The sequence below is a fragment of the Acinetobacter pittii ANC 4050 genome (assembly GCF_000399685.1).
Classification (GTDB): Bacteria; Pseudomonadota; Gammaproteobacteria; order Pseudomonadales; family Moraxellaceae; genus Acinetobacter; species Acinetobacter pittii_E.
This window is the reverse complement of sequence record NZ_KB976987.1, coordinates 3,275,218-3,295,442: the sequence shown is the minus strand read 5'-3', so window position 1 is coordinate 3,295,442 and position 20,225 is coordinate 3,275,218. Positions and strand designations below refer to the sequence as shown.

At 41.0% G+C, this 20,225-nt stretch carries 20 protein-coding genes; 6 read left to right on the top strand and 14 right to left on the bottom strand.

Annotation, left to right across the window (positions count from 1 at the left end):
- Nucleotides 1-8: 8 nt before the first annotated feature.
- The 3 genes from chiG to F931_RS19155 all read right to left on the bottom strand — a co-directional run bounded on the left by chiG (nt 9) and on the right by F931_RS19155 (nt 3,452).
- Complete coding sequence (chiG, locus tag F931_RS19165; protein ID WP_025470428.1) at nt 9-836, bottom strand: SAM-dependent methyltransferase; 828 nt, start codon at nt 834-836, stop codon at nt 9-11.
- Nucleotides 837-840: 4 nt separating this feature from the next.
- The gene (locus F931_RS19160) at nt 841-2,139 is read right to left on the bottom strand and encodes an FAD-dependent oxidoreductase (protein WP_050501297.1); all 1,299 of its coding nucleotides are present in this window, start codon (nt 2,137-2,139) and stop codon (nt 841-843) included.
- Between the two features lie 440 nt (nt 2,140-2,579).
- Nucleotides 2,580-3,452: a pirin family protein gene (locus F931_RS19155; RefSeq protein WP_016142809.1), complete on the bottom strand. Its 873-nt coding sequence runs from the start codon at nt 3,450-3,452 to the stop codon at nt 2,580-2,582.
- 277 nt (nt 3,453-3,729) lie between these two features.
- On the opposite strand from F931_RS19155, the gene ycaC reads away from it, so the two are divergent.
- Complete coding sequence (gene ycaC / locus F931_RS19150; RefSeq protein ID WP_002052204.1) at nt 3,730-4,356, top strand: isochorismate family cysteine hydrolase YcaC; 627 nt, start codon at nt 3,730-3,732, stop codon at nt 4,354-4,356.
- Between the two features lie 20 nt (nt 4,357-4,376).
- Complete coding sequence (locus F931_RS19145) at nt 4,377-5,351, top strand: LysR substrate-binding domain-containing protein (protein ID WP_016142808.1); 975 nt, start codon at nt 4,377-4,379, stop codon at nt 5,349-5,351.
- Between the two features lie 103 nt (nt 5,352-5,454).
- Here the strand turns inward: F931_RS19145 and F931_RS19140 are convergent, their stop codons facing one another.
- Nucleotides 5,455-6,903 (bottom strand): NAD-dependent succinate-semialdehyde dehydrogenase, encoded by a 1,449-nt coding sequence (locus F931_RS19140; RefSeq protein WP_016142807.1) that lies wholly within the window; start codon nt 6,901-6,903, stop codon nt 5,455-5,457.
- On the bottom strand, nt 6,900-8,192 hold the full coding sequence (gene gabT, locus F931_RS19135; RefSeq protein ID WP_016142806.1) for a 4-aminobutyrate--2-oxoglutarate transaminase: 1,293 nt from the start codon (nt 8,190-8,192) through the stop codon (nt 6,900-6,902). The genes F931_RS19140 and gabT overlap by 4 nt, the downstream gene beginning before the upstream one ends.
- 156 nt (nt 8,193-8,348) lie before the next feature.
- Here gabT and F931_RS19130 point away from each other — a divergent pair, with 156 nt between their 5' ends.
- Entirely contained in the window at nt 8,349-9,848 is a 1,500-nt protein-coding gene (locus F931_RS19130; protein WP_016142805.1) for a MocR-like pyridoxine biosynthesis transcription factor PdxR, read from the top strand.
- Nucleotides 9,849-9,914: 66 nt separating this feature from the next.
- Here F931_RS19130 and F931_RS19125 read toward each other — a convergent pair whose 3' ends face one another.
- Both F931_RS19125 and ydcN read right to left on the bottom strand, forming a co-directional pair.
- The gene (locus tag F931_RS19125; protein WP_016142804.1) at nt 9,915-11,357 is read right to left on the bottom strand and encodes an amino acid permease; all 1,443 of its coding nucleotides are present in this window, start codon (nt 11,355-11,357) and stop codon (nt 9,915-9,917) included.
- Nucleotides 11,358-11,662: 305 nt separating this feature from the next.
- The gene (gene ydcN, locus F931_RS19120) at nt 11,663-12,211 is read right to left on the bottom strand and encodes a helix-turn-helix domain-containing protein (protein WP_016142803.1); all 549 of its coding nucleotides are present in this window, start codon (nt 12,209-12,211) and stop codon (nt 11,663-11,665) included.
- Nucleotides 12,212-12,279: 68 nt separating this feature from the next.
- On the opposite strand from ydcN, the gene F931_RS19115 reads away from it, so the two are divergent.
- Nucleotides 12,280-12,975, top strand: a complete 696-nt coding sequence (locus F931_RS19115) for an AzlC family ABC transporter permease (protein ID WP_016142802.1) — start codon at nt 12,280-12,282, stop codon at nt 12,973-12,975.
- On the top strand, nt 12,972-13,295 hold the full coding sequence (locus tag F931_RS19110; RefSeq protein WP_016142801.1) for an AzlD domain-containing protein: 324 nt from the start codon (nt 12,972-12,974) through the stop codon (nt 13,293-13,295). Before F931_RS19115 ends, F931_RS19110 begins: the two co-directional genes overlap by 4 nt.
- A 40-nt stretch (nt 13,296-13,335) precedes the next feature.
- Here F931_RS19110 and ssb read toward each other — a convergent pair whose 3' ends face one another.
- The 3 genes from ssb to F931_RS19095 all read right to left on the bottom strand — a co-directional run bounded on the left by ssb (nt 13,336) and on the right by F931_RS19095 (nt 16,571).
- On the bottom strand, nt 13,336-13,926 hold the full coding sequence (gene ssb, locus F931_RS19105; protein WP_016142800.1) for a single-stranded DNA-binding protein: 591 nt from the start codon (nt 13,924-13,926) through the stop codon (nt 13,336-13,338).
- Nucleotides 13,927-13,977: 51 nt separating this feature from the next.
- A complete protein-coding gene (yajR, locus tag F931_RS19100) occupies nt 13,978-15,342 on the bottom strand; it encodes an MFS transporter (RefSeq protein WP_016142799.1) in 1,365 nt (454 codons plus the stop codon).
- A 146-nt stretch (nt 15,343-15,488) separates the two neighbouring features.
- A complete protein-coding gene (locus tag F931_RS19095; RefSeq protein ID WP_016142798.1) occupies nt 15,489-16,571 on the bottom strand; it encodes a DUF475 domain-containing protein in 1,083 nt (360 codons plus the stop codon).
- A 261-nt stretch (nt 16,572-16,832) separates the two neighbouring features.
- On the opposite strand from F931_RS19095, the gene tenA reads away from it, so the two are divergent.
- Nucleotides 16,833-17,507 carry a thiaminase II gene (tenA, locus tag F931_RS19090; protein WP_016142797.1) on the top strand — a complete coding sequence of 225 codons (675 nt, stop codon included), beginning with the start codon at nt 16,833-16,835 and terminating at the stop codon, nt 17,505-17,507.
- A 50-nt stretch (nt 17,508-17,557) separates the two neighbouring features.
- On the opposite strand, the gene glpM is transcribed toward tenA, so the two are convergent.
- From glpM to ydhM, 4 genes are all read right to left on the bottom strand, one after another.
- Nucleotides 17,558-17,899 carry a GlpM family protein gene (gene glpM, locus F931_RS19085; protein ID WP_016142796.1) on the bottom strand — a complete coding sequence of 114 codons (342 nt, stop codon included), beginning with the start codon at nt 17,897-17,899 and terminating at the stop codon, nt 17,558-17,560.
- A gap of 290 nt (nt 17,900-18,189) precedes the next feature.
- Complete coding sequence (locus tag F931_RS19080; protein WP_016142795.1) at nt 18,190-18,543, bottom strand: DUF1304 domain-containing protein; 354 nt, start codon at nt 18,541-18,543, stop codon at nt 18,190-18,192.
- Nucleotides 18,544-18,608: 65 nt separating this feature from the next.
- A complete protein-coding gene (gene mecR, locus F931_RS19075) occupies nt 18,609-19,586 on the bottom strand; it encodes a zinc-binding dehydrogenase (protein ID WP_016142794.1) in 978 nt (325 codons plus the stop codon).
- A 3-nt stretch (nt 19,587-19,589) separates the two neighbouring features.
- Entirely contained in the window at nt 19,590-20,192 is a 603-nt protein-coding gene (ydhM, locus tag F931_RS19070; protein ID WP_016142793.1) for a TetR/AcrR family transcriptional regulator, read from the bottom strand.
- Nucleotides 20,193-20,225: the final 33 nt, after the last annotated feature.

Here is a 20,225-nt window from a genome sequence, read left to right as displayed (position 1 = left end):
GGCTCATCCTATTTTTTTATTGCTGTAATTTGAATATAACGTACATATCCATTTTGGTAGAGTTGTTGGCATAACTTTGCAGTCATTTGAATTTTAAAATTTGCCAACCCTCGGCTTTGATTTTGTCGTTGCTGATTTTGAATATACTGTGAAAAACCGAGTAATACTTGCTCGGATAAATCTTCAATTTGAATATCGACAAAACCTTGTTGTTCCAAGGTAGTTCTTAGCATTTTCTCATTTGGCACAGCCTCCCAAACAACGTCTGCTGCTTTGAGTAAATACCGATGCTTTTGTTCTTGTAGGGCAGTCATGTTTTGACATGAGTCGGCACGCATTAAGTAATGAAAACCTAATCGACCTTTTGAATTTAAAACTGGTGTAACCGAATCTAGAAATGAATTTAAATTGCTGTGATAAGCCGCATCAATACAGAGGACTACATCGAAGCCTTGTTTAAATTCAAATTGTTTTAAATTTAAAAATGAACCGCAGAAAATCTGACTTATTTCGGGAATAAGATTTTGAATTTTATGAACGCATTGGGCTTGTAAGTCAACTGCGCTGAGGCTTTTAGGCTGATAGTGCTGTAACCAGTGCAACAAACTTGCACCCTGTCCGCAGCCTAAATCTAAGAGATGATCTTTTGAATTTAAATTGACAGCTTGTGCCAAATGGTCAGCCAATTGGCGACAAGCTTCACGATAGTTTTGGGTATTTTTCCAAAAACCCAAATTTGTCCAAGCAAGCTCCCCATCATCTCCCAAGTTTGATGCATCAATTGCATATTTATGGGGAATGAGTCGAGAGAGAGCTGCTCGAACTTTTATTTTCACAATTTTAGTAGCCGAGTTCTGGGGCAACTTCTACCTTAGGTTTTAAACCTACAAACGGTAAAGGTGCACCTAAAATTTCAGCAATATGCATTGCAGAAGTGACTGCTGACTCTAAAATTGGCAAGCCATCGCACGACCATGAACCACAGTAAAATACTTTACGGCTTGGGTCTAAATGACGTTGTTGCAATTCTTTGTTTAAAGCAACCGTTTGCGAGTCTACAACTGCACGCGTTAAAGTCACTTTTGAAATCACTTTTTTAGGGTCAATATCAACCACTGGACGCCAAGTTTGGAATACAGGATTTTTACCCACGAGTGTTGGCTCAACCGCATTCATCCATACCGTGAATTGCTGACGTGTAAACTTACGGTCCATCATGTAGCTCAACACTGACCAGTCTTTACGGCGTGGCGGCATGACTGTCGCATCGGTATGAATCACAAGATCGCCTTGTTCAAAGCGGAATTGCTTAAGCAAGTTCATATCTTCTGCAAACTGTTCAGGATTTAAAAACTCATCGATTTTAGATGTTGGGGTTGCAACAATCACTCGATCAAATAAGTTCTGTTCACCTTGGCTGTTTTCAACCAGTACTTTTTCGCCTTGTAGTTCAACTTTCTTAATTGCCGATCCACTATGGATATCGATGCCTTTAATCAAGCTATCTACAAATGCTGGTGTGCCACCTTTCATGCGCAACAACATGTCGCCATCAGTTAAGTGACGTAAAAACTCAAGTAAGTTTTTTGCAGGCCAATCGCCAATTGTTTTTGGATTACACGTACAAATTGTATAAAGCACTGGCATAACCACACCATGCCAGAATACTTCTTCAATATCGTTCTGATTAATAAATTCAGCGAGGGTAATATCTTGATTTTTAGATTTGAAAAACTGGTGAATCGCAGTTTTTAATTGCAACATCCCTTTCACAAGACGCCAGCCATATTGCTGGATGCCTTTACGGTTATTAATAATCGGGAAATTACCAATACGGCTACGAGAAGTCGTTAACCATGTTTCCGTACGATCTTCGAATAACCAGCTACAAGACATATAAGTACGAACAGGGAAGGTTTTAATGCCTAAATGAGCAGCAAGGCTAAGTGTATTTTTCCATAAGTGAGGATTCATCACACGTAGCGGTGCATCAATAATTCCACCATCGAACTCAATGCTATGGCTATCCATTCCCCGGCCAGGAAGTGCTTCAAATATCGTGATCGTATGCCCTGCATCTTTCAGAATTCTTGCTGCCGCAAGCCCTGCCATTCCACTGCCAATAATTGCGATATTCAAAATGATGTCCCATTTTTCGAGAATTTTTTTGATTATCACTCATACCCTAAAAAAACACCGTATTAAAAACTACCAGATTTTTATTTTTTGCATCAATTTATATAGAAAATATTTAACAGCTCACTCGTCTCATTTTTTATATTTTTTTACAAAACCAGAGAACTCTATAAGACCTTATATTTTTTAAAAATTTAAAAAAAATCTTTTAAATAAAATAAGATAATTTAACTATATTTATATCATTTGTTTTACAAGCATCTTTTTTTAATATATTATTAACTCATAATAATGAGAAGCAAATCACACAAAACAATGCCGAAACAACAATGCAAACCATCATAAAAATAGAAACTTTACAGCGAAAAAGCCCGCTATTCATACTTGATAGCGGGCTTTTTATTACTTTGCTTTTAGAGCTTAATTAAATGCCATTTAGCAATTTAAGCTTCTTGCATAATTGAACCGAATTTTCCACGATTAAAATCATTAATCGCTTCCATAATCTCAGCTTTGGTATTCATTACGAATGGACCATAACCTTCGATTGGTTCATTGAGTGGTTGGCCAGTTAACACTAAGAATTTGGTATCTTCTTCTGCATTCAAACTAAACTCAACACCCTCACGAGACAAAATCGCAACGGTTTTACCTTCAAGACGATTTGCATCATTGACCACAACTGCGCCATCTAATATCACAACAAGCGTAGTGTGACCTTCAGGTACATAAAGGGTATGTTTTTGGCCTTTAGCCAATTTAGCATCCCATACATTTAATGGACTAAATGTCGTTGCTGCACCTTTTGCATCTGCATATTCACCAGCAATCACACGCAAATGACTACCGTGCTCGTCTAGTGCAATGTCTGGAATATCTTTCGCTTCTATTGCTTGGTATTTTCCAGGCGTCATTTTTGAATGAGCAGGTAAATTGACCCACAATTGCACCATTTCAAAAAGACCACCATGCTCTGCAAATTCAGGAGAATGGAACTCTTCATGCAACACGCCTGCACCCGCAGTCATCCATTGCACATCACCAGTTTTAATGGTTCCGCCGCCACCGCTTGAGTCTTTATGAGTCACTTCACCTTGATAGGCGATTGTCACTGTTTCAAAGCCACGGTGTGGATGCGAGCCTACACCTTGCTGTTCGGTCGTTGGTGAGAAGTTATAAGGCGCTGCATAATCGAGTAACAAAAATGGGCTTAGGGTTTGGCCTAAACGGTCATAAGAGAACAGGTTATATACAGGGAAACCATCACCCACCCAATGCATGTGGTTATTTTGATATGCACCAAGAAATTTCTTCATCTGATCTCTCCTATATATGTAGGATTTTCTTGAACTGAGATTGATTTTACGCCTCAATAATTGCAGTTTATAGATCAGGATTAGCAACACATTATTTCATCTATGAGACAATCATAAAGTTTGAGTTATTCTTTTTAAGATCGTCCTATTTTTAAAATTCTTAATCCTATTTTTTAGACTTAATCACGACAACAAACTCATCTAGCATAATTTTAGGCACTGATGACCTACATAATAATTTTTGATTATTTATTTTGATAACACGAGGAAATAAAAAATGGCTCAAGATTACGTACGTTTAGACAAGGATAATGCTGCGGTTCTTTTAGTTGACCACCAAGCAGGTTTACTTTCTTTAGTTCGAGATATCGATCCAGACAAATTTAAAAATAATGTATTAGCACTTGCAGATGCTGCGAAATATTTTAATTTACCGACTATTCTTACCACGAGTTTTGAAAACGGTCCAAACGGTCCTTTAGTTCCAGAATTAAAAGAGCTTTTTCCAGATGCGCCTTTTATTCCACGTCCTGGTCAAATCAATGCATGGGACAATGAAGACTTCGTAAAAGCGGTCAAAGCGACAGGTAAAAAACAACTGATTATTGCTGGTGTAGTCACTGAGGTTTGTGTGGCATTCCCCGCTTTATCTGCTCTCGCAGAAGGTTTTGAAGTGTTTGTGATTACTGATGCTTCTGGTACTTTCAATGAATTAACCCGTGATGCTGCTTGGGACCGTATGTCAAAAGCAGGCGCTCAGCTGATGACTTGGTTTGGTATGGCATGTGAGTTACACCGTGACTGGCGTAATGATGTGGAAGGTCTAGGTGCACTCTTCTCAAATCATATTCCTGATTATCGCAACCTGATGACCAGCTATAGTTTTAATACATCGCAAAAATAAGCTGAATTGTTAAGATTAGAGTGCCTAAGCGCTCTAATCTTAAATTTAAATGGATTGATCTGACATTGATAAGCTCTTTTGATGATTTTTATTATTTTTATTTGGTCGTAAAACACGGCGGCTTTAGTGCGGCCAGTGAAGCCGAAAATATTAGTAAATCCAAGCTCAGCCGACGCATTATTGATCTTGAAAATAAATTTAATGTGAGCCTCATTCAAAGAACAACCCGCCATTTTAAAGTGACCGATTTAGGTCAAGAATTTTATGAGGAATGCTGCAAAGTTATTGCTCAAGTTGAATGTGCAGAAAACGTTTTGTTAAAACAAAAAAGTGAACCGCAAGGGGTAATAAAAGTAAGCTGCCCACCTTTAATGATGCATTTTCAAATTAGAAAAATTTTAAATCAGTTTTTAAAAACCTACCCTAAAGTTGAAATATCGCTTGAGCTGACGAGCCGTCGAGTAGACATTCTGCATGATGATATCGACCTCGCCATTCGTACCAATTTCGAACCGAATGAAGATTCAAATTTAATTGTTCGTGATGTGATTAAAACTGACCATTGCCTAGTGGCTTCGCCTGAATTACTGCAAGGTCGCACCATCGAGAATTATTCCGAATTACAGGAATTTCCAAGTATTAGCTTAGGGACTCAAAAGCAAAATTACATTTGGCATTTATGCAATATCCGCAACGGTGAATCGGTTGATATCCCTTATCAACCACGAATCAAAAGTAATGATTTGGCAGGTGTCTACTATGCCGTGATGGATGGTTTAGGTATTGCCGACCTTCCCTTTTTAACTGTCGAATCTGAAATTCGTAAAGGCACACTGGTTCATATTCTTCCTGACTGGAAGTCTAATATTGGTATGCTACAACTGGTTTATGTGTCCCGAAAAGGACAACGCCTTGTGGTCGAAAAACTCATTGAAACACTGATAGAAGAACTCAGACGTTTACCAGAAAGCCATGAAGGATACCTACCGACTTAAATAAAAAACCGGTCATGAATGGGCATGACCGGTTTTTTGTGACACATCACATACAGCATAACTGTATGTTTTCGTTCAGAACAAAACGAACTCGTTTGGTTCCTTACTCAGATAAGTCTACGCAGAGGTATTTCATTTCAACATATTCTTCGATGCCGAATTTTGAACCTTCACGGCCTAGACCTGACTGTTTTACGCCACCAAACGGAGCAACTTCATTTGAAATTGCGCCTGTGTTAATGCCGACCATTCCGTACTCAAGTGCCTCACCCACTCGCCATTGACGCGCTGTGCTTTGAGTAAATAAATAAGCAGCTAAACCAAACTCGGTATCGTTCGCCATTGCCACTGCTTCATCTTCAGTTTTAAAGCGGAATAGCGGTGCAAGCGGACCAAAAGTTTCTTCTTTAGACACTTTCATGTCTTGAGTTACGCCAGTTAAAACTGTTGGCTCAAAGAATGTGCCACCAAGTGCCGAGCGTTGACCACCAATACGAACTGTTGCGCCTTTCTCGGTTGCATCTGCAATATGAGACTGAACTTTTGCAATCGCATCTTCATCAATTAAAGGCCCTTGAGTTGAACCTTCTTGACGGCCATCACCAACTTTAAGCTTAGATACAGCTTCAACCAGACGCTCTGCCAATGCATCGTAAATACCGTCTTGAACATAAATACGGTTAGCGCAAACACAGGTTTGACCGCTGTTGCGATATTTACTTGCCATAATGCCCTGAACAGCTTGTTCAAGATTGGCATCGTCAAATACCACAACTGGTGCGTTACCACCAAGTTCAAGTGAAAGCTTTTTAATGGTTGGCGCACATTGTTGCATCAAGATACGGCCCACTTGGGTTGAACCTGTGAAGCTTAACTTACGAACAATATCGCTTTCGCATAGGGTTTTGCCGACTTCAACCGCATCACCACTAATGTTAATTAAAACATCCGCTGGTAAACCCGCTTGTAAAGCCAATACTTCAAGCGCATAAGCGGTTAACGGAGTTTGCTCTGCTGGTTTAACCAACATTGAACAACCCGCAGCAATCGCTGGACCGGCTTTACGCGTAATCATGGCAGCTGGGAAGTTCCACGGCGTAATTGCCGCAGTTACCCCAATCGCTTGTTTAATCACGAGCAAACGTTGATTTGGCAAGGTAGGTGTTAAGACTTCACCATCAATACGGCGTGCTTGCTCGGCAAACCAGCGTATGAATGATGCTGCATAACCAATTTCACCACGTGCTTCTGCCAATGGTTTACCTTGCTCAGCTGTTAAAATTTGAGCCAGATTTTCTTTGTGCTCAAGCATGAGGTTGTACCATGCCAATAGCACATCAGCACGAGCCAAAGCAGTTTGCTTTTTCCAAGCAGCTTGCGCTTTTGCTGAACGATTAATTGCGGCTTCAACCCCTGCACGGTCATAGGTTTTTACCCATGCCAAAGTTTCACCCGTAGCAGCATCATTTACCTCGACATAGTCATTTGATGCAGGTGCTTCTAATGAGATATCAGGATGTTTTAATAAATACTGCAAATTATTTTGAATCATGCAGATTGCTCCATTGCTTTTGCACTACCTGCTTTTAGTGTCGCAAAACCTTGTTTCAAGATATCAAGACCTTGACGGAATTGCTCAGCAGGAATGGTTAATGGATATAAGAAACGAATTACATTACCGTATTTACCACAAGTAAGAAGTAACAACCCGTTTTCCATTGCATAGTTTTGTACAACTTTTGCTTGTTCAGCTGTTTCAAGTTCTACCGCAACCATTGAACCCAATGCACGAATATCAGTTACTACGTCACCTGTTGCTTGCTGAATATCTTTAAGTGCAACAACCAACTCAGCACCTAATTCATTTGCACGGTCGCATAGGTTTTCTTCTTCAATTGCATCAATTACCGCGTGTGCAGCTGCAACCGCAATCGGGCTACCTGCGTAAGTACCACCTAGTCCACCTGGGTTTGGTGCATCCATTACTTCTGCACGGCCAACAACACCTGAAATTGGGAAACCGCCGCCCAAGCTTTTCGCCATCGTAATGAGGTCTGCTTTAGTCTCGTAATAGTTCATTGCGAACAATTTACCAGTACGAGCAAAACCTGATTGCACTTCGTCAGCGACAAGTAAAATACCGTGCTTGTCGCAAATTGAGCGTAAACGTTTTAAGAATTCAGCTGGCACAACATTAAAACCGCCCTCACCTTGTACTGGCTCAAGCACGATTGCTGCAACATCATGTGGTGCAATATCTTCACTGAAAATATCTTCAACGCTTTCAATTGCCGCGTCTACTGAAATACCTTTAGCAGGCACAGGGTAACGTGCGTGGAATACACCCGCTGGCATTACACCGAAATCACGTTTGTAAGGTGCTGTTTTACCCGTCATTGCCATAGTCATGAATGAACGACCGTGGAAACCATTACCAAAAGTGATAATGCCGTGACGACCTGTATAACAACGAGCAATCTTCACCGCATTTTCAACTGCTTCTGCACCAGTTGTGAAAAAAGCTGACTTGGCAGAACCAGCAATTGGCGCGCGCTCATTAATACGCTCAGCTAAAGCTACATAGCTTTCATATGGTGTAACTTGATAGGCAGTATGCGTAAATTTAGTAAGTTGTTCAGTCACCGCTGCAATCACTTTAGGGTGGCGATGGCCTGTATTTAAAACCGCGATACCACCAGCAAAGTCGATAAATTGGTTGCCTTCCTTGTCCCAAAGCGTAGCATTTTCAGCTTTTTCCGCATACCACTGACACATCACGCCTACACCACGTGGAGTTGCTTGCTGTTTACGTGCGTTAAGTGCAGAATGTTGATTATCCATTTGATTCCCTCATATTTTCATCATCAGTTGCAGCTTTGGTTTTTTGCATCCTGTGCTTAATTTTCAGGGTGCTTTACAACGACTGCCTATGCATGTAATTTCGCTCGTCTGGTGCCAACTGACGAGAGCCACTTTTTAACTGTAGGAGAGAGCCAATTGCGTAGTTTACTTGGAGATCATTTGCTGCAACGACTCCAACAGGACACTGAAGGGAAACTACATCAACGCCTTTTCCGTTGCCTGCGTGGTGCCATTATTGATGGAGTCATCCAACCCAAGACCCGTCTACCTGCATCACGCGACTTAGCCAGTGAAATTCATGTTTCAAGAAATACAGTGCTTACTGCCTATGAACAACTACAAGCTGAAGGCTACTTAGAAGCTCGTACGGGACATGGCACTTGGGTTGCCGAAAAATTACCAGAGAGTTTTTTAAATACACAAAATAAGAAAAAAGTGGTTTCAAGTCCGAAAGCTCAAAGCTCTTATGCTTTATCACAGCGTGGTTCCAACTTATTGGGTTATGCTGCAGCTTCACCACACCAATGGGGAGCTTTTGTGCCGGGAGCACCCGATGTGACTGAGTTTCCGCATCATATTTTTAGTCGCATTCAAGCACGTTTAAGCCGTGAACCAGATATTAACCGTCTTATTTACAGCAATGCGGGTGGATGTATTGAACTTAGAAGTGCGTTGGCAGATTACTTACGCGTTGCACGTTCGGTTCAGTGCGATGCGGACCAGATTATTATTACCGAAGGCATTCACCAAGCGATCGACTTAGTCTCTCGTGCCCTTAGCGATATGGGAGATAAAATCTGGATTGAAGATCCCGCTTATTGGGGAATGCGTAATACGTTACGTATTAATGGTCTTGATATTCAGCCGATGCCTGTCGATGCTGAAGGCATTATTCCTGAAGAAAATCCAGCGGTTCCGCCTAAACTCATTTTTGTCACACCTTCACATCAATATCCGCTTGGCTCACATTTAAGTCTTGATCGTCGCAGACAATTGATTCAAATCGCACGTCAGCACAATAGCTGGATTGTCGAAGATGACTATGACAGTGAGTTCCGTTTCTCGGGCCAGCCCTATCCAGCTTTACAAGGCTTAGAGAATGATGCACCTGTGCTATATATGGGCACGTTTAGTAAAACCATTTATCCATCCTTAAGAATTGGTTATTTGGTCGTACCTAAACCACTTTTTTCACCACTACGTATCGTGGCAGCCGAGCTTTATCGTGGGGGCCATTTGCTTGAGCAAAAAGCCCTCGCTGAATTTATTCGTGAAGGCCATTATGAAGCCCATATTCGCCGTATGCGCCTACTTTATGGCAAACGCCGTGACTACTTGGTGAGTTTAATTCAACGTTACCTTGGCCCCGAATTTATTCATGAATATGATGAAGCCGCGGGGTTACATCTGGTTTTAAAACTGCCAAACGCTTGCGATGATGTCGCGATTGCGGCGACTGCGCTTGAACGTGGTGTTAAAGTTCGTCCACTGTCTCAGTACTACATGCAGTCGCATGCACATGCCGAACGTGGATTGCTCATGGGCTTTGCATGCGTAAATGAAAAAGACATGGTGATGGCTTTTGGCGTCTTGCTCCAATGCTTACGTGAAGCAGGTGTACCTACGCTGAATTAACGGTTGTCTATTATTAAGACAAATAAAAAAAGAGCCTGATTGTGAGGCTCTTTTTGTTTAAAGATTCTAAACTAACTTTTCTTCATGGCTGTGAGTTAAATGAGTCGCTCTACGATCTTTACCCCAACCCAATTTTTCGGACAACAATCCGAAGAACACAATAATGCCGAACAATGCTGTAGTGTAAATCACTTCTTTAAAGTAGGTGCCTTCAATCAACATGGTAAGAATTGCACCAATAATTGCAAAGATCACCACGTATGTTAGATAAGGGAACATCCACATTTTAAAGTCAATTTTTACGCCTTCCGCTTCAAGTTTCTTACGCATACGAAGCTGAGAATATGCAATGGTCAGGTATACATACAGTGTTGCTGCACCAGTCGTTAGCATGAAAAAGTCATAAACATTCATACTCTCGGTTGCAGTTAAAATTACTGCAATCACTGAGAAGAAGCATGACACAATCACCCCAACCCAAGGGCTGCTTTTACTGTTTACAGAACCAAAACTTTTCGGTGCATCACCACGTTTAGCTAAAGAGAACAACATACGTGAACATGTGTAAAGTGCTGAGTTAAAGCAACTACATACCGATGTTAAAACCACAAAGTTAACGATATGGCGCGCACCCGGAATGCCAAGGGCAGACAGAGTCACACTATAAGTACCCCAAGTTGAATCTTTCAAAAGTTCATTGTTGTGGGGAATCAAACATACCGCAACGAACATTGAGCCGACATAGAATAAAATAATTCGCCAAACCACCGAGTTCGATGCCTTACGAATTTCTTTAGATGGGTTTGCCGATTCTGCTGCTGCTACAGTCACAATTTCAGCGCCAATATAGGCGAACATGACCCCAAGCAAGGCGGTAATAACGGATGAACCACCATTAGGCATAAAGCCTTGAGAAGTTAGGTTACTAATACCAGAAGCAGCCGGATTGCCCCAAGGCCACAAATGCATGATGGCTAAACTACCAATCACAAGGAAAATAACAATCGCGATGACTTTAATGAGCGCAAACCAGAACTCAAACTCGCCATAGTTTTTCACGTTTTGCAAATTAACGACAACAAGTGCACCAATCACCACGACCATATAGGCCCAGATCGGTATAAACGGGAACCAGTTGTTTAGAATTTTACCTGCAACATAAGCTTCCCACCCCATGAGCATTGCCAAAGTACACCAGTACAACCAGCCAATTGAAAACCCTGCCCAACGACCAATTGCACGATCCGCATAGGTTGAAAAAGAGCCACTATCAGGATTTAAAACGGCCATCTCGCCTAACATACGCATGATGAACCAAACGAGTAAACCACCTAATGCGTAGGTTAGAAATACCACAGGGCCGGTGTTGTAGATAATACTGCCTGAGCCAACAAACAGAGAACCGCCAATAACCCCAGCAATCGAGATCATGGTGAGGTGGCGTGATTTAAGTCCATGTTTTAAACTTTGGGAGTGATTGGCTTCAGAACCATTTTGATGAGCTGCCATATCATTTTCCTTAATATATGGAGGATATCGGCTAGTCTCGGAAATCCTCCGAAGCCAAAAAATATCCCCTAAAAATTTAGCCGTTCTGCCCAATTCCTAAAACAGAAAATTCACTGAGCTTATCCGGCGCTTCCGTATGCATACTTCCAATAGCTTTAATTTGTCGTTTCGGCACTCAAGAAACGAGAGCCATTTTTGTAATAAAAGAGAGAGCCAATTGCAAAATTTATACGCAAAATTGGCCCTTTTTGTAGCGGATACTGCTAAATGGCTTTTTGTTTTTATTTTAATCAGATTGAAAATCTTTAGTTCTGTTCAGAGATTAACAACGCTTTTGTGCCTGTTTGCAACGCTCTAAATATATGTTTCTGGTCAGCTGGATAGCAAATATAGTCTCCAACACCAAGCTCTACCGCTTCATCAATTAAACCCACCAAAGCTTTCCCTTCAATCACAATAATATGCTCTACAGAACCAACTGGATGTGGCTCTGAAAGCCGGTCTTCACCCGGCTCCACAATCAATAAATAAACATCACGGCGCGCATGAGGCGGACAAGTCGCAAGCAAAATTGCTTTGTAATTAGCAATCTCTGAGCTCACTGTTGGACCATCGCCACAGCGAATGACTTGTACCTGATTGCTCGGTTCTTCCATCAAACGTGCAAATGGAATATTTAACGCCACACAAAGTGCCCATAAGGTTTCAATGCTTGGGTTACCTTGGCCTGCCTCTAATTGTGAAAGTGTAGACTTTGCAACGCCTGCACGACGGGCAACCTCTGCCAATGAAAGCCCTGCTCTTTGGCGTTCACGCGTTAAACCTTTGGCAATAATTTCAATTGGCTGAGACATTCATTCTATCCGTTCTATAAAAAAAACGATCGTTCGTTTTGACAAAACAATCAGACTTATTCATTATAATGGAAAAACGTTCGTTATATCATGCTATGACTACATACGCTCTCATTAAAAAACTCAGTAAAGACACAACTCGCTCGATTTTCTTTGTGTGTCTAGCGACGAGTGTCGTTGGTATGTCTTTAGGTTCACTCGCCGCAAGTTATGGCTTAGCACTCTGGATTCCGCTTTGTCTATCCGTATTTGTGCTCGCAGGAACTGCTGAATTTATTTTTATTGGATTCTTGGCTGTAGGAGGTAGCCCAATTGCGGCTGCTATTGCAGGACTACTCGTCAATTTAAGGCATTTACCTTTTGGTATTGCGGTCAATGAACTGATTCGAGGCAAATATTCTCAATATTTTGGGTCTCACATCATGAACGACGAAAGCGTTTTGTTTGGCATGGCACAGCCCGATTTCGAAACGAAAAAGGCTGCGTACTGGTTATGTGGAATAGGCATCATGTTCAGTTGGCCGCTCGGTGTAACAGCAGGTTATTTTATTGGAAGCGCTATTCCAGACCCGAAAACTTTTGGTTTAGATGCCATTTTCCCAGCCATTTTAATTGCATTTACTTTTAATGCTTTAAAGAATAAAACCACTCGAAAAGCTGCATTTGCTGGATCAACTTTAGCGCTGATCACCACGCCCTTTTTAGCTTCAGGACTTCCAATTCTGATTTCACTTTTTGGCTTAATATTTGGTAGAAAGAAATGAGTCAACAATTACTCATTATTTTAGGTATAGGTTTGTTAGCACTTGGAACCTATGGTATTCGCTTTGCTGGTTTTCACTTAGGTGCCAAGTTTAATTTTTCTGAAAAATACCAAGTTTTACTCTCAAACGGCGCAACGGTCTTGCTCTGTGCAATTGCTGTGACGACGACATTTTTTGAAGGTCAAAATTTCGCGGGTTTCGCACGAATATTTGGGGTGGCCCTAGCACTGTTCTTAGTTTGGAAAAAAGTACCACTTTTATTGGTGATTTGCTTAGCAGCTGCGAGTACGGCAATTATACGTTTGCTTGGGATTGAGTAATAAAAAAGGCGAGATAAACTCGCCTTTTTCGAAACTTTAATTAGAACGGTAAATCGTCGTCTAAATCAGCTGGTGCAGACGCTGGTTGTTGTGGCGCTTTAGGAGCGAAACCACCACCTTGTGGGCTGTTGCCACCATTATTACCAAAACCACCTTGGCTACCATAACCACCGCTGTTTTGGCCGTAGCCGCCACCTTGGTTGTTATTGTTTTGATAACCATTACCACCTTGTTGAGGTGCGTTAAAACGTGGTTGATTAAAATCATTACCACCAGCGAAACCTTGTTCACCTTGTTGACGAGCATCTAACATTTGCATCTGGTCGCCACGGATTTCTGTTGTATAACGCTCTTGGCCATTTTGGTCTGTCCACTGACGCGTACGTAATGAACCTTCAATATAAACCTTAGAACCTTTACGTAAGAACTGCTGAGCAATTTCCCCTAAACGGTTATGCAAAACAATACGGTGCCATTCTGTTTGTTCTTTACGTTCACCGGTATTTTTATCAGTCCAAGCTTCACTTGTCGCGATTGAAAATTGGGTCAACGAGCCCCCATTTGGAAAAGTTTTTGTTTCAGGATCACGACCCAAAGTACCAACCAAAATAACCTTATTTACACCACGCATTAGCTGTCTTCATCCTATACATTTCTATGTTTTACTTTATAAGAGTTATGCTTAAATGGCTACCTCTTTACCGAACAACTGCGTTAAATCACGTCGCGCAGCATCATCTAGAGACTGTTTATCGACTTTAATATAAGCAACTTGCTGGTCAGGCATCACCACAACTTCTTCAATACCACGAATTGCCAATAGCTGTGTGGTCCACTCATTCACCTGTTGCACTTGCGGCAATGGCAACACAATCGATGACAAATACCGCGGCTGAGCTAAACCAAAACTAATTAGCAACCATATTATAGCAATCCCTGCCAAGACACTCCATCCAATCGCAGTATTATGTAACATCAATAATTGACCACCTAACGTGCCACCAAAAAAAGCGCCTAAAAATTGACTACTGGCATTTACCCCCATAGCAGTGGCTTTTGACTGGATTGGAGCAGACTTCGACAACCAAGAAGGTAATAAAGCTTCCATCACATTAAATGCAATAAAGAAAATACCTAGACCGGCAAGTAATACATATTTTGATTGATAACCAAATATCAGTAATAGTAAACCTGCAATAATGCCTGTAATAGCTGTTAAGAAAATCCCGCGCATTTTGCGATATTTTTCAGCAATAATAATGCTTGGAAATGCAAAGAACAGACTAATGACTAACAGTGGTAAATACACCAGACCATGGCTCGCCAGAGGAATATGGGCAAACTCAATGAGTTGTGAAGGCACATAAATAAACATGGCGGTCAGCAATAAATGCAATGCAAAAACCGAAACGTGTAAACGGTTTAAATCACCCATTTGAATAACTTGCCTAAGCTGCGCCATGTAGCCTTGCTGATAATTACGATGATGACGAGTTACTTTAGGTACGAGCAATAACATCAAAATCGCGATTAAGCCCATAATGGTCGTCACAAAGAACAAACCAGAAATACCGACAAGGCTTGTGAGCCAAGGCCCAAGACTAAACGCCACGACAAAAGACAGGCCAATACTCATGCCCATTGCAGCCATGGCTTTAGTACGCTGTTCTTCACGCGTCACATCGGCTAAAAGCGCCATGACAACTGCCGAAACTGCACCCGCGCCAGCGATAGCACGGCCAATAATCACGCCATAAATCGTGTCAGATAACCCCGCAATTGCACCACCAATGGCAAAGAGTAATAGTCCAAATACCACCAGTGGTTTACGGCTAAAACGGTCTGCTAGTAAGCTAAATGGAATTTGTAAAATCGCCTGACTTAAGCCGTAAACGCCCACAGCCAAACCAATGAGTGCTGGAGTCGCATATTGATATGACTGTCCAACTACAGAAAAGACAGGAATAATCATGAACAAGCCCAACATGCGTAGCGCGAAAATACTACTTAAGGCAAAAGTTGAGCGACGTTCCAAAGCATTCATCATATCAATACACGTTATCAAACTAGGTAAATTATAAGCCGATTCGTTTCTAAAAATACGGGACACCTTATTTAAAATAACGATTTGGGCTTAAAAAAATAAAGAGGCATTTAGCCTCTTTATTCTATCGAAGTTTGCTGAAAATTAGCTTAAGGCGACTGTTGCTCGCGCTTTGAATATTGAATTGAAGCAATAACAGCCCAAACAATGAACGCTACACCAATTAAACCTGTGACAACTTCAGGTACATGTACGCCAGTACCACTTGCAATCATAATGAATGCTAAAGCACCAATTGCATAATGCGCGCCATGTTCCAAGAACACATAGGCATCTAGTGTGCCTTTTTCTACAAGGTAAACTGTCATTGAACGGACAAAAATAGCACCGATTGCAAGACCGAGCATAATCACGACCACGTCGCTGGTAATCGCAAATGCACCGATTACGCCATCAAAACTGAATGATGCATCTAATACTTCAAGATATAAGAAACCACCTAAACCTGCTTTCACCACACCAGAAGCAGCACCTGATCCATCTTGTAATACAGCATTACCATTTTCATCAATTTCAGGCTCACCACCTAATAAATGACTGAGTACTTCAACGCCAATATAAACCACAATGCCCCAAATACCTGCCATGACCACAGCTAAGCGGTGAACTTCATCCACATAAGCAGCCATCACGATTAAGGCAATCAAAGCCAGAAATACAGACATTGCCGGTACGCTTGCCAAGCTTGCAAGTTTAGATTCAAGCCATCTAAACCAATGGGTTTCTTTTTCGTCATCAAAAAAGAAGTTTAAGAACACCAGTAATAGGAATGTTCCACCAAAAGCTGAAATTTCAGCATGGTGTGCCATTAAACGATCAGAGTAAGTTTTCGGATCATTGAGTGCCAATTTAGCCACTTCAATAACACCCATATCTGCAGTCACTGCAACAATTACAACAGGGAAAACTAAACGCATACCAAAAACGGCGATTAAAATACCTACCGTTAAAAAGATCATTTTCCAGAACGGGTCCCAATTACGTAGAACCGATGCATTTACGACAGCGTTGTCAAAAGATAAAGAGACCTCCATTACAGCTAAAATTGCTGTAATTGTTAAAGCTTTAAGCATGGTAGACACGCCGGCTTCAGGTCCGTGGGTAAAACCCCAATACGCGGATAGTGCTAAACACACCACCGTAAAAAATATCGAAAATCGGAAATGCTTCATGGATCAGACCTATACCAAGAATAAATTTAATCTTTCTTAAAAACCGCGGCTATTATATCGATAATTAACCACAAAACGATGATGTTTTGTGCCGTTATTCAATTTCCTTTATCTGTATGTTTAATAAAGAAATTTATAACATTTAATTAACTCATTAATCGTATTAAATATTTTCTTGCGATATATCTATCATTATTATTTTTGTATTTTAAAATTGATTTAAAATCCGGTTTAGCTATCTTATTTTAAATGGAATGTTTTATGCTTTTTTCTCAAGAACTTTGGCAACGTAATTTAAATTTATACCAAAAAATTCTCGACCTGCCTTTTAATCAAGAACTTGCTAACGGTACTTTAGATAAAGAAGCTTTTTGTCATTATGTCATTCAAGATGCCCAATATTTAGTAGCTTATGGCCGTGTGCTTGCTGTTGCAGCTGCGAAAGCTTTCGAGGCTGACGATATCATGCAATTTTCAGATGCCGCTAAAATTGCAATTGTGGTTGAGCGCAGCTTGCATGATGACTTCATGAAAAACTTTGGTGTCACAAAAGAAGAATTTAAAAATACGCCGTTGACCTTGGCAGGCCATCATTACACTTCATTTTTGACCGCAACTGCTTGGTCTGAGAGCTACCCTGTCGTACTTGCAGCATTGTTACCTTGCTTCTGGATTTATGCCGAAGTGGGTAAAGATATTGTGAATAAATCAATTCCTAACAACCCTTACCAAGTATGGATTGATACTTACGCTGGTGAAGAGTTCCATACAGCGGTTCGTAATGTGATTGCGACAGTAGATAAAGTTGCAGCACGTTGTGATGCAGACACTTTAGAAAAAATGCATGCCGCTTACACCATGGGTGCAAAACTTGAATGGTTGTTTTGGGATAGTGCCTACCACCAAAGACAATGGTTAGGTTTGGACCAGATCTAAATCAAGATGAGGCTCTGACTATTTACTTCGTTAAATGGTCAGCCTTAAATTTAACTTTGAAACCACTGCCAGCCGTAAATCAAACCTGCCGCAGCGACCACCCAACATAGAGTTGCCAGTCCTAGACATGACCACATCGACATACGCGTTGCCAGCACATAAACAGCAACTAAATAAATGGCATAGGGAATAAGTGACCATAGGCCAAACAGAGCCGTTTTTTGTAACGCCTCCACCCCTTTTTGCTGGTAAACAATCACGTGGGCAATCAAAGCGAATGTAGGAAAAAGTGGGACCAACCCTGCAATATAAAAGGCCTTACTTTTCGATAAAATTGAAATGATGAGGACAACCCCGGCCCCCAACATACACTTTAAAAATAACGCCCACATATTTAATCTAGATCCAACGCTTAACTATAAACTTCAATATCGTGCAGTTTGACTAAAGATACTTAAACCACAATCTGCTTGTGCTAAACGTCATCTGCAACCTGCCTATGATTATAAATGAATGTTTTTGCAAGAGAGTGGATAGATGATGCAAAACAACAGGTTTTGCAGATGACAATGGTTTTGGTTACTTTTGCCAAAACAAAAGTAACAGAATTAGCTGATAGTATCTAATCTCACGGATTAAAGCTCCGTCGTGAAATTAAAAGTATTACCTAGATTTCAGCTCATCATAAAAAATTAACAGCGACTAAAGCAATCAATGCTGGAACTGCCTGAATATAAATAATCTTTTTACTGGCAGTCAGCCCGCCATAAATACCAGCAATCAGTACACAACCTAAAAAGAAATTGGCAATAGATGTCGCAAATGGTGCATCTGCCAATAAAGACCAGAATAACCCTACTGCTAAAAAGCCATTATAAAGACCTTGGTTTTGTGCCATTACTTTAGTGAGTTTTGCTTTTTCGGCATTATTTCCAAAGGCTTTCATGCCATAAGGTTTGTCCCACAAAAACATCTCTAATACTAAAATATAGACATGTAATATTGCGATAAGCACAATTAAAATTTGTCCGATCATACAATTTTCCTTTTTATTTTAAAGATATGAAAAAAGATCAGTCTCTCGACTGATCTTTTAGTATTTTACGGCTTTAACAACACTTTGCCTTGACGAGCACCTTGCGTTGCGCTTTGAGCGGCAGTTTTAATCTCATCAAAACTAAATACACCTTCTACGGGCAAGATTAATTTTTTCTGGGTCGCTAATGTTAATAGCTCAACAATCAGTTCTTTTTTACGAGCAGCTGGCATTTCTTTATTAACCACACTCGCCCAGAATCCTTTTACTGTCGCTTGTTTGAAAATTAAATCACCCGATGAAATCTGCATGGTTTCACCTGTCATACTACCAAACGAAACGAGCAAGCTATTTTCACTGAGTAAGTGCAACATTTCACCACTTGCGGTTCCACCAATCGAATCTACACCAGCAATCAGAGGTTGGTCACCGTGAATCTGTTTAACTTGTTCTTTCCAGTTAGGTTGATCGGTCGCCACAACATGTTGAATACCTAAAGCTTGCATTTCTGCAATTGCATCCGTACGACGAACCAGATTAATCACAGGTAAACCACGTGCCTGTGCAATCATCGCAACTGTTTTACCGACTGCACCGTTCGCCGTGTTTTGGATTAACCATTGACCTGGTTGAACGTTAACAAAATCTAAAAGCATCAGGGCACTAATTGGCATACCAATGAGCTGTGCTGCTGTTTCGTCATCAATTTCATTATTAAGTGGAATAAGTCCTTGAGCAGGTGCAATAAAGTACTCAGCCCAACTGCCATGCACAGCTGCCACTGCAATACGTTGACCTACCTGTATATGTTCAACGCCTTCGCCCAACGCATCTACAATACCAACTGCTTCACTACCGCCAATCGCAGGTAAAGTCGGCTTATAGCCATAGCTTCCGCGGACTGTCCATACATCATGATTATGAATTGGAGACATGATGGTTTTAATACGCACTTCGCCTGCTTTTGGTTCTGGCTTTGGCATATCCGCCTGCTCTAAAACGTCTACAGGTTCGCCAAAATTACGATGGATAATACTTCGCATGCTTTATTCCTCTATCGGTTTTATGAGTTGTTGGGTGGTTTCAAGGGCTAGATGGAGATGTGCTTTGTCTTGCGACAATTTTGTAAGTAAAGCAGCACCTAACCATAACTGGTACATGACTTGCGCAGTTTTTAAAGGCTCAATATGTTTTGGAATTGACCCTTCTTGCTGTCCTTCTTTGAGTAGCAAAGCCAGACGCTGCGTTAGTTTGTACACACCGTCATTGAGAATTTGACGCATATCTTCTGATAAGTCCGAAACCTCGGCTGCCAATTTCACAATCAAACAATTTTCAGCCCAACTGCCATTTACCGGATCATCAATCCACGCCCGCCACAATGCCATTAAACGGGCATGGGCGCTTCGCTCGCTGTGCTGCCAGAGTTGTTCCACACGGACTTTATAATCAGCCATATATTGTTCTAACAATGCACAGCCAAATGCCTCTTTCGAAGCAAAGTAGTGATAAAACGAACCCTTAGGTACGTCACAAGCCTTTAAGATTTCTTGCAAACCAACACCAACAAAACCTTTATGTAATACCAGCTCAAAGCTGGTATCTAAAATGTGTTGTCGGGTAGTTTCACTTTTATTTAATCGTTTCATGCACACATCATAAACAACTATTAGACCAGTCGT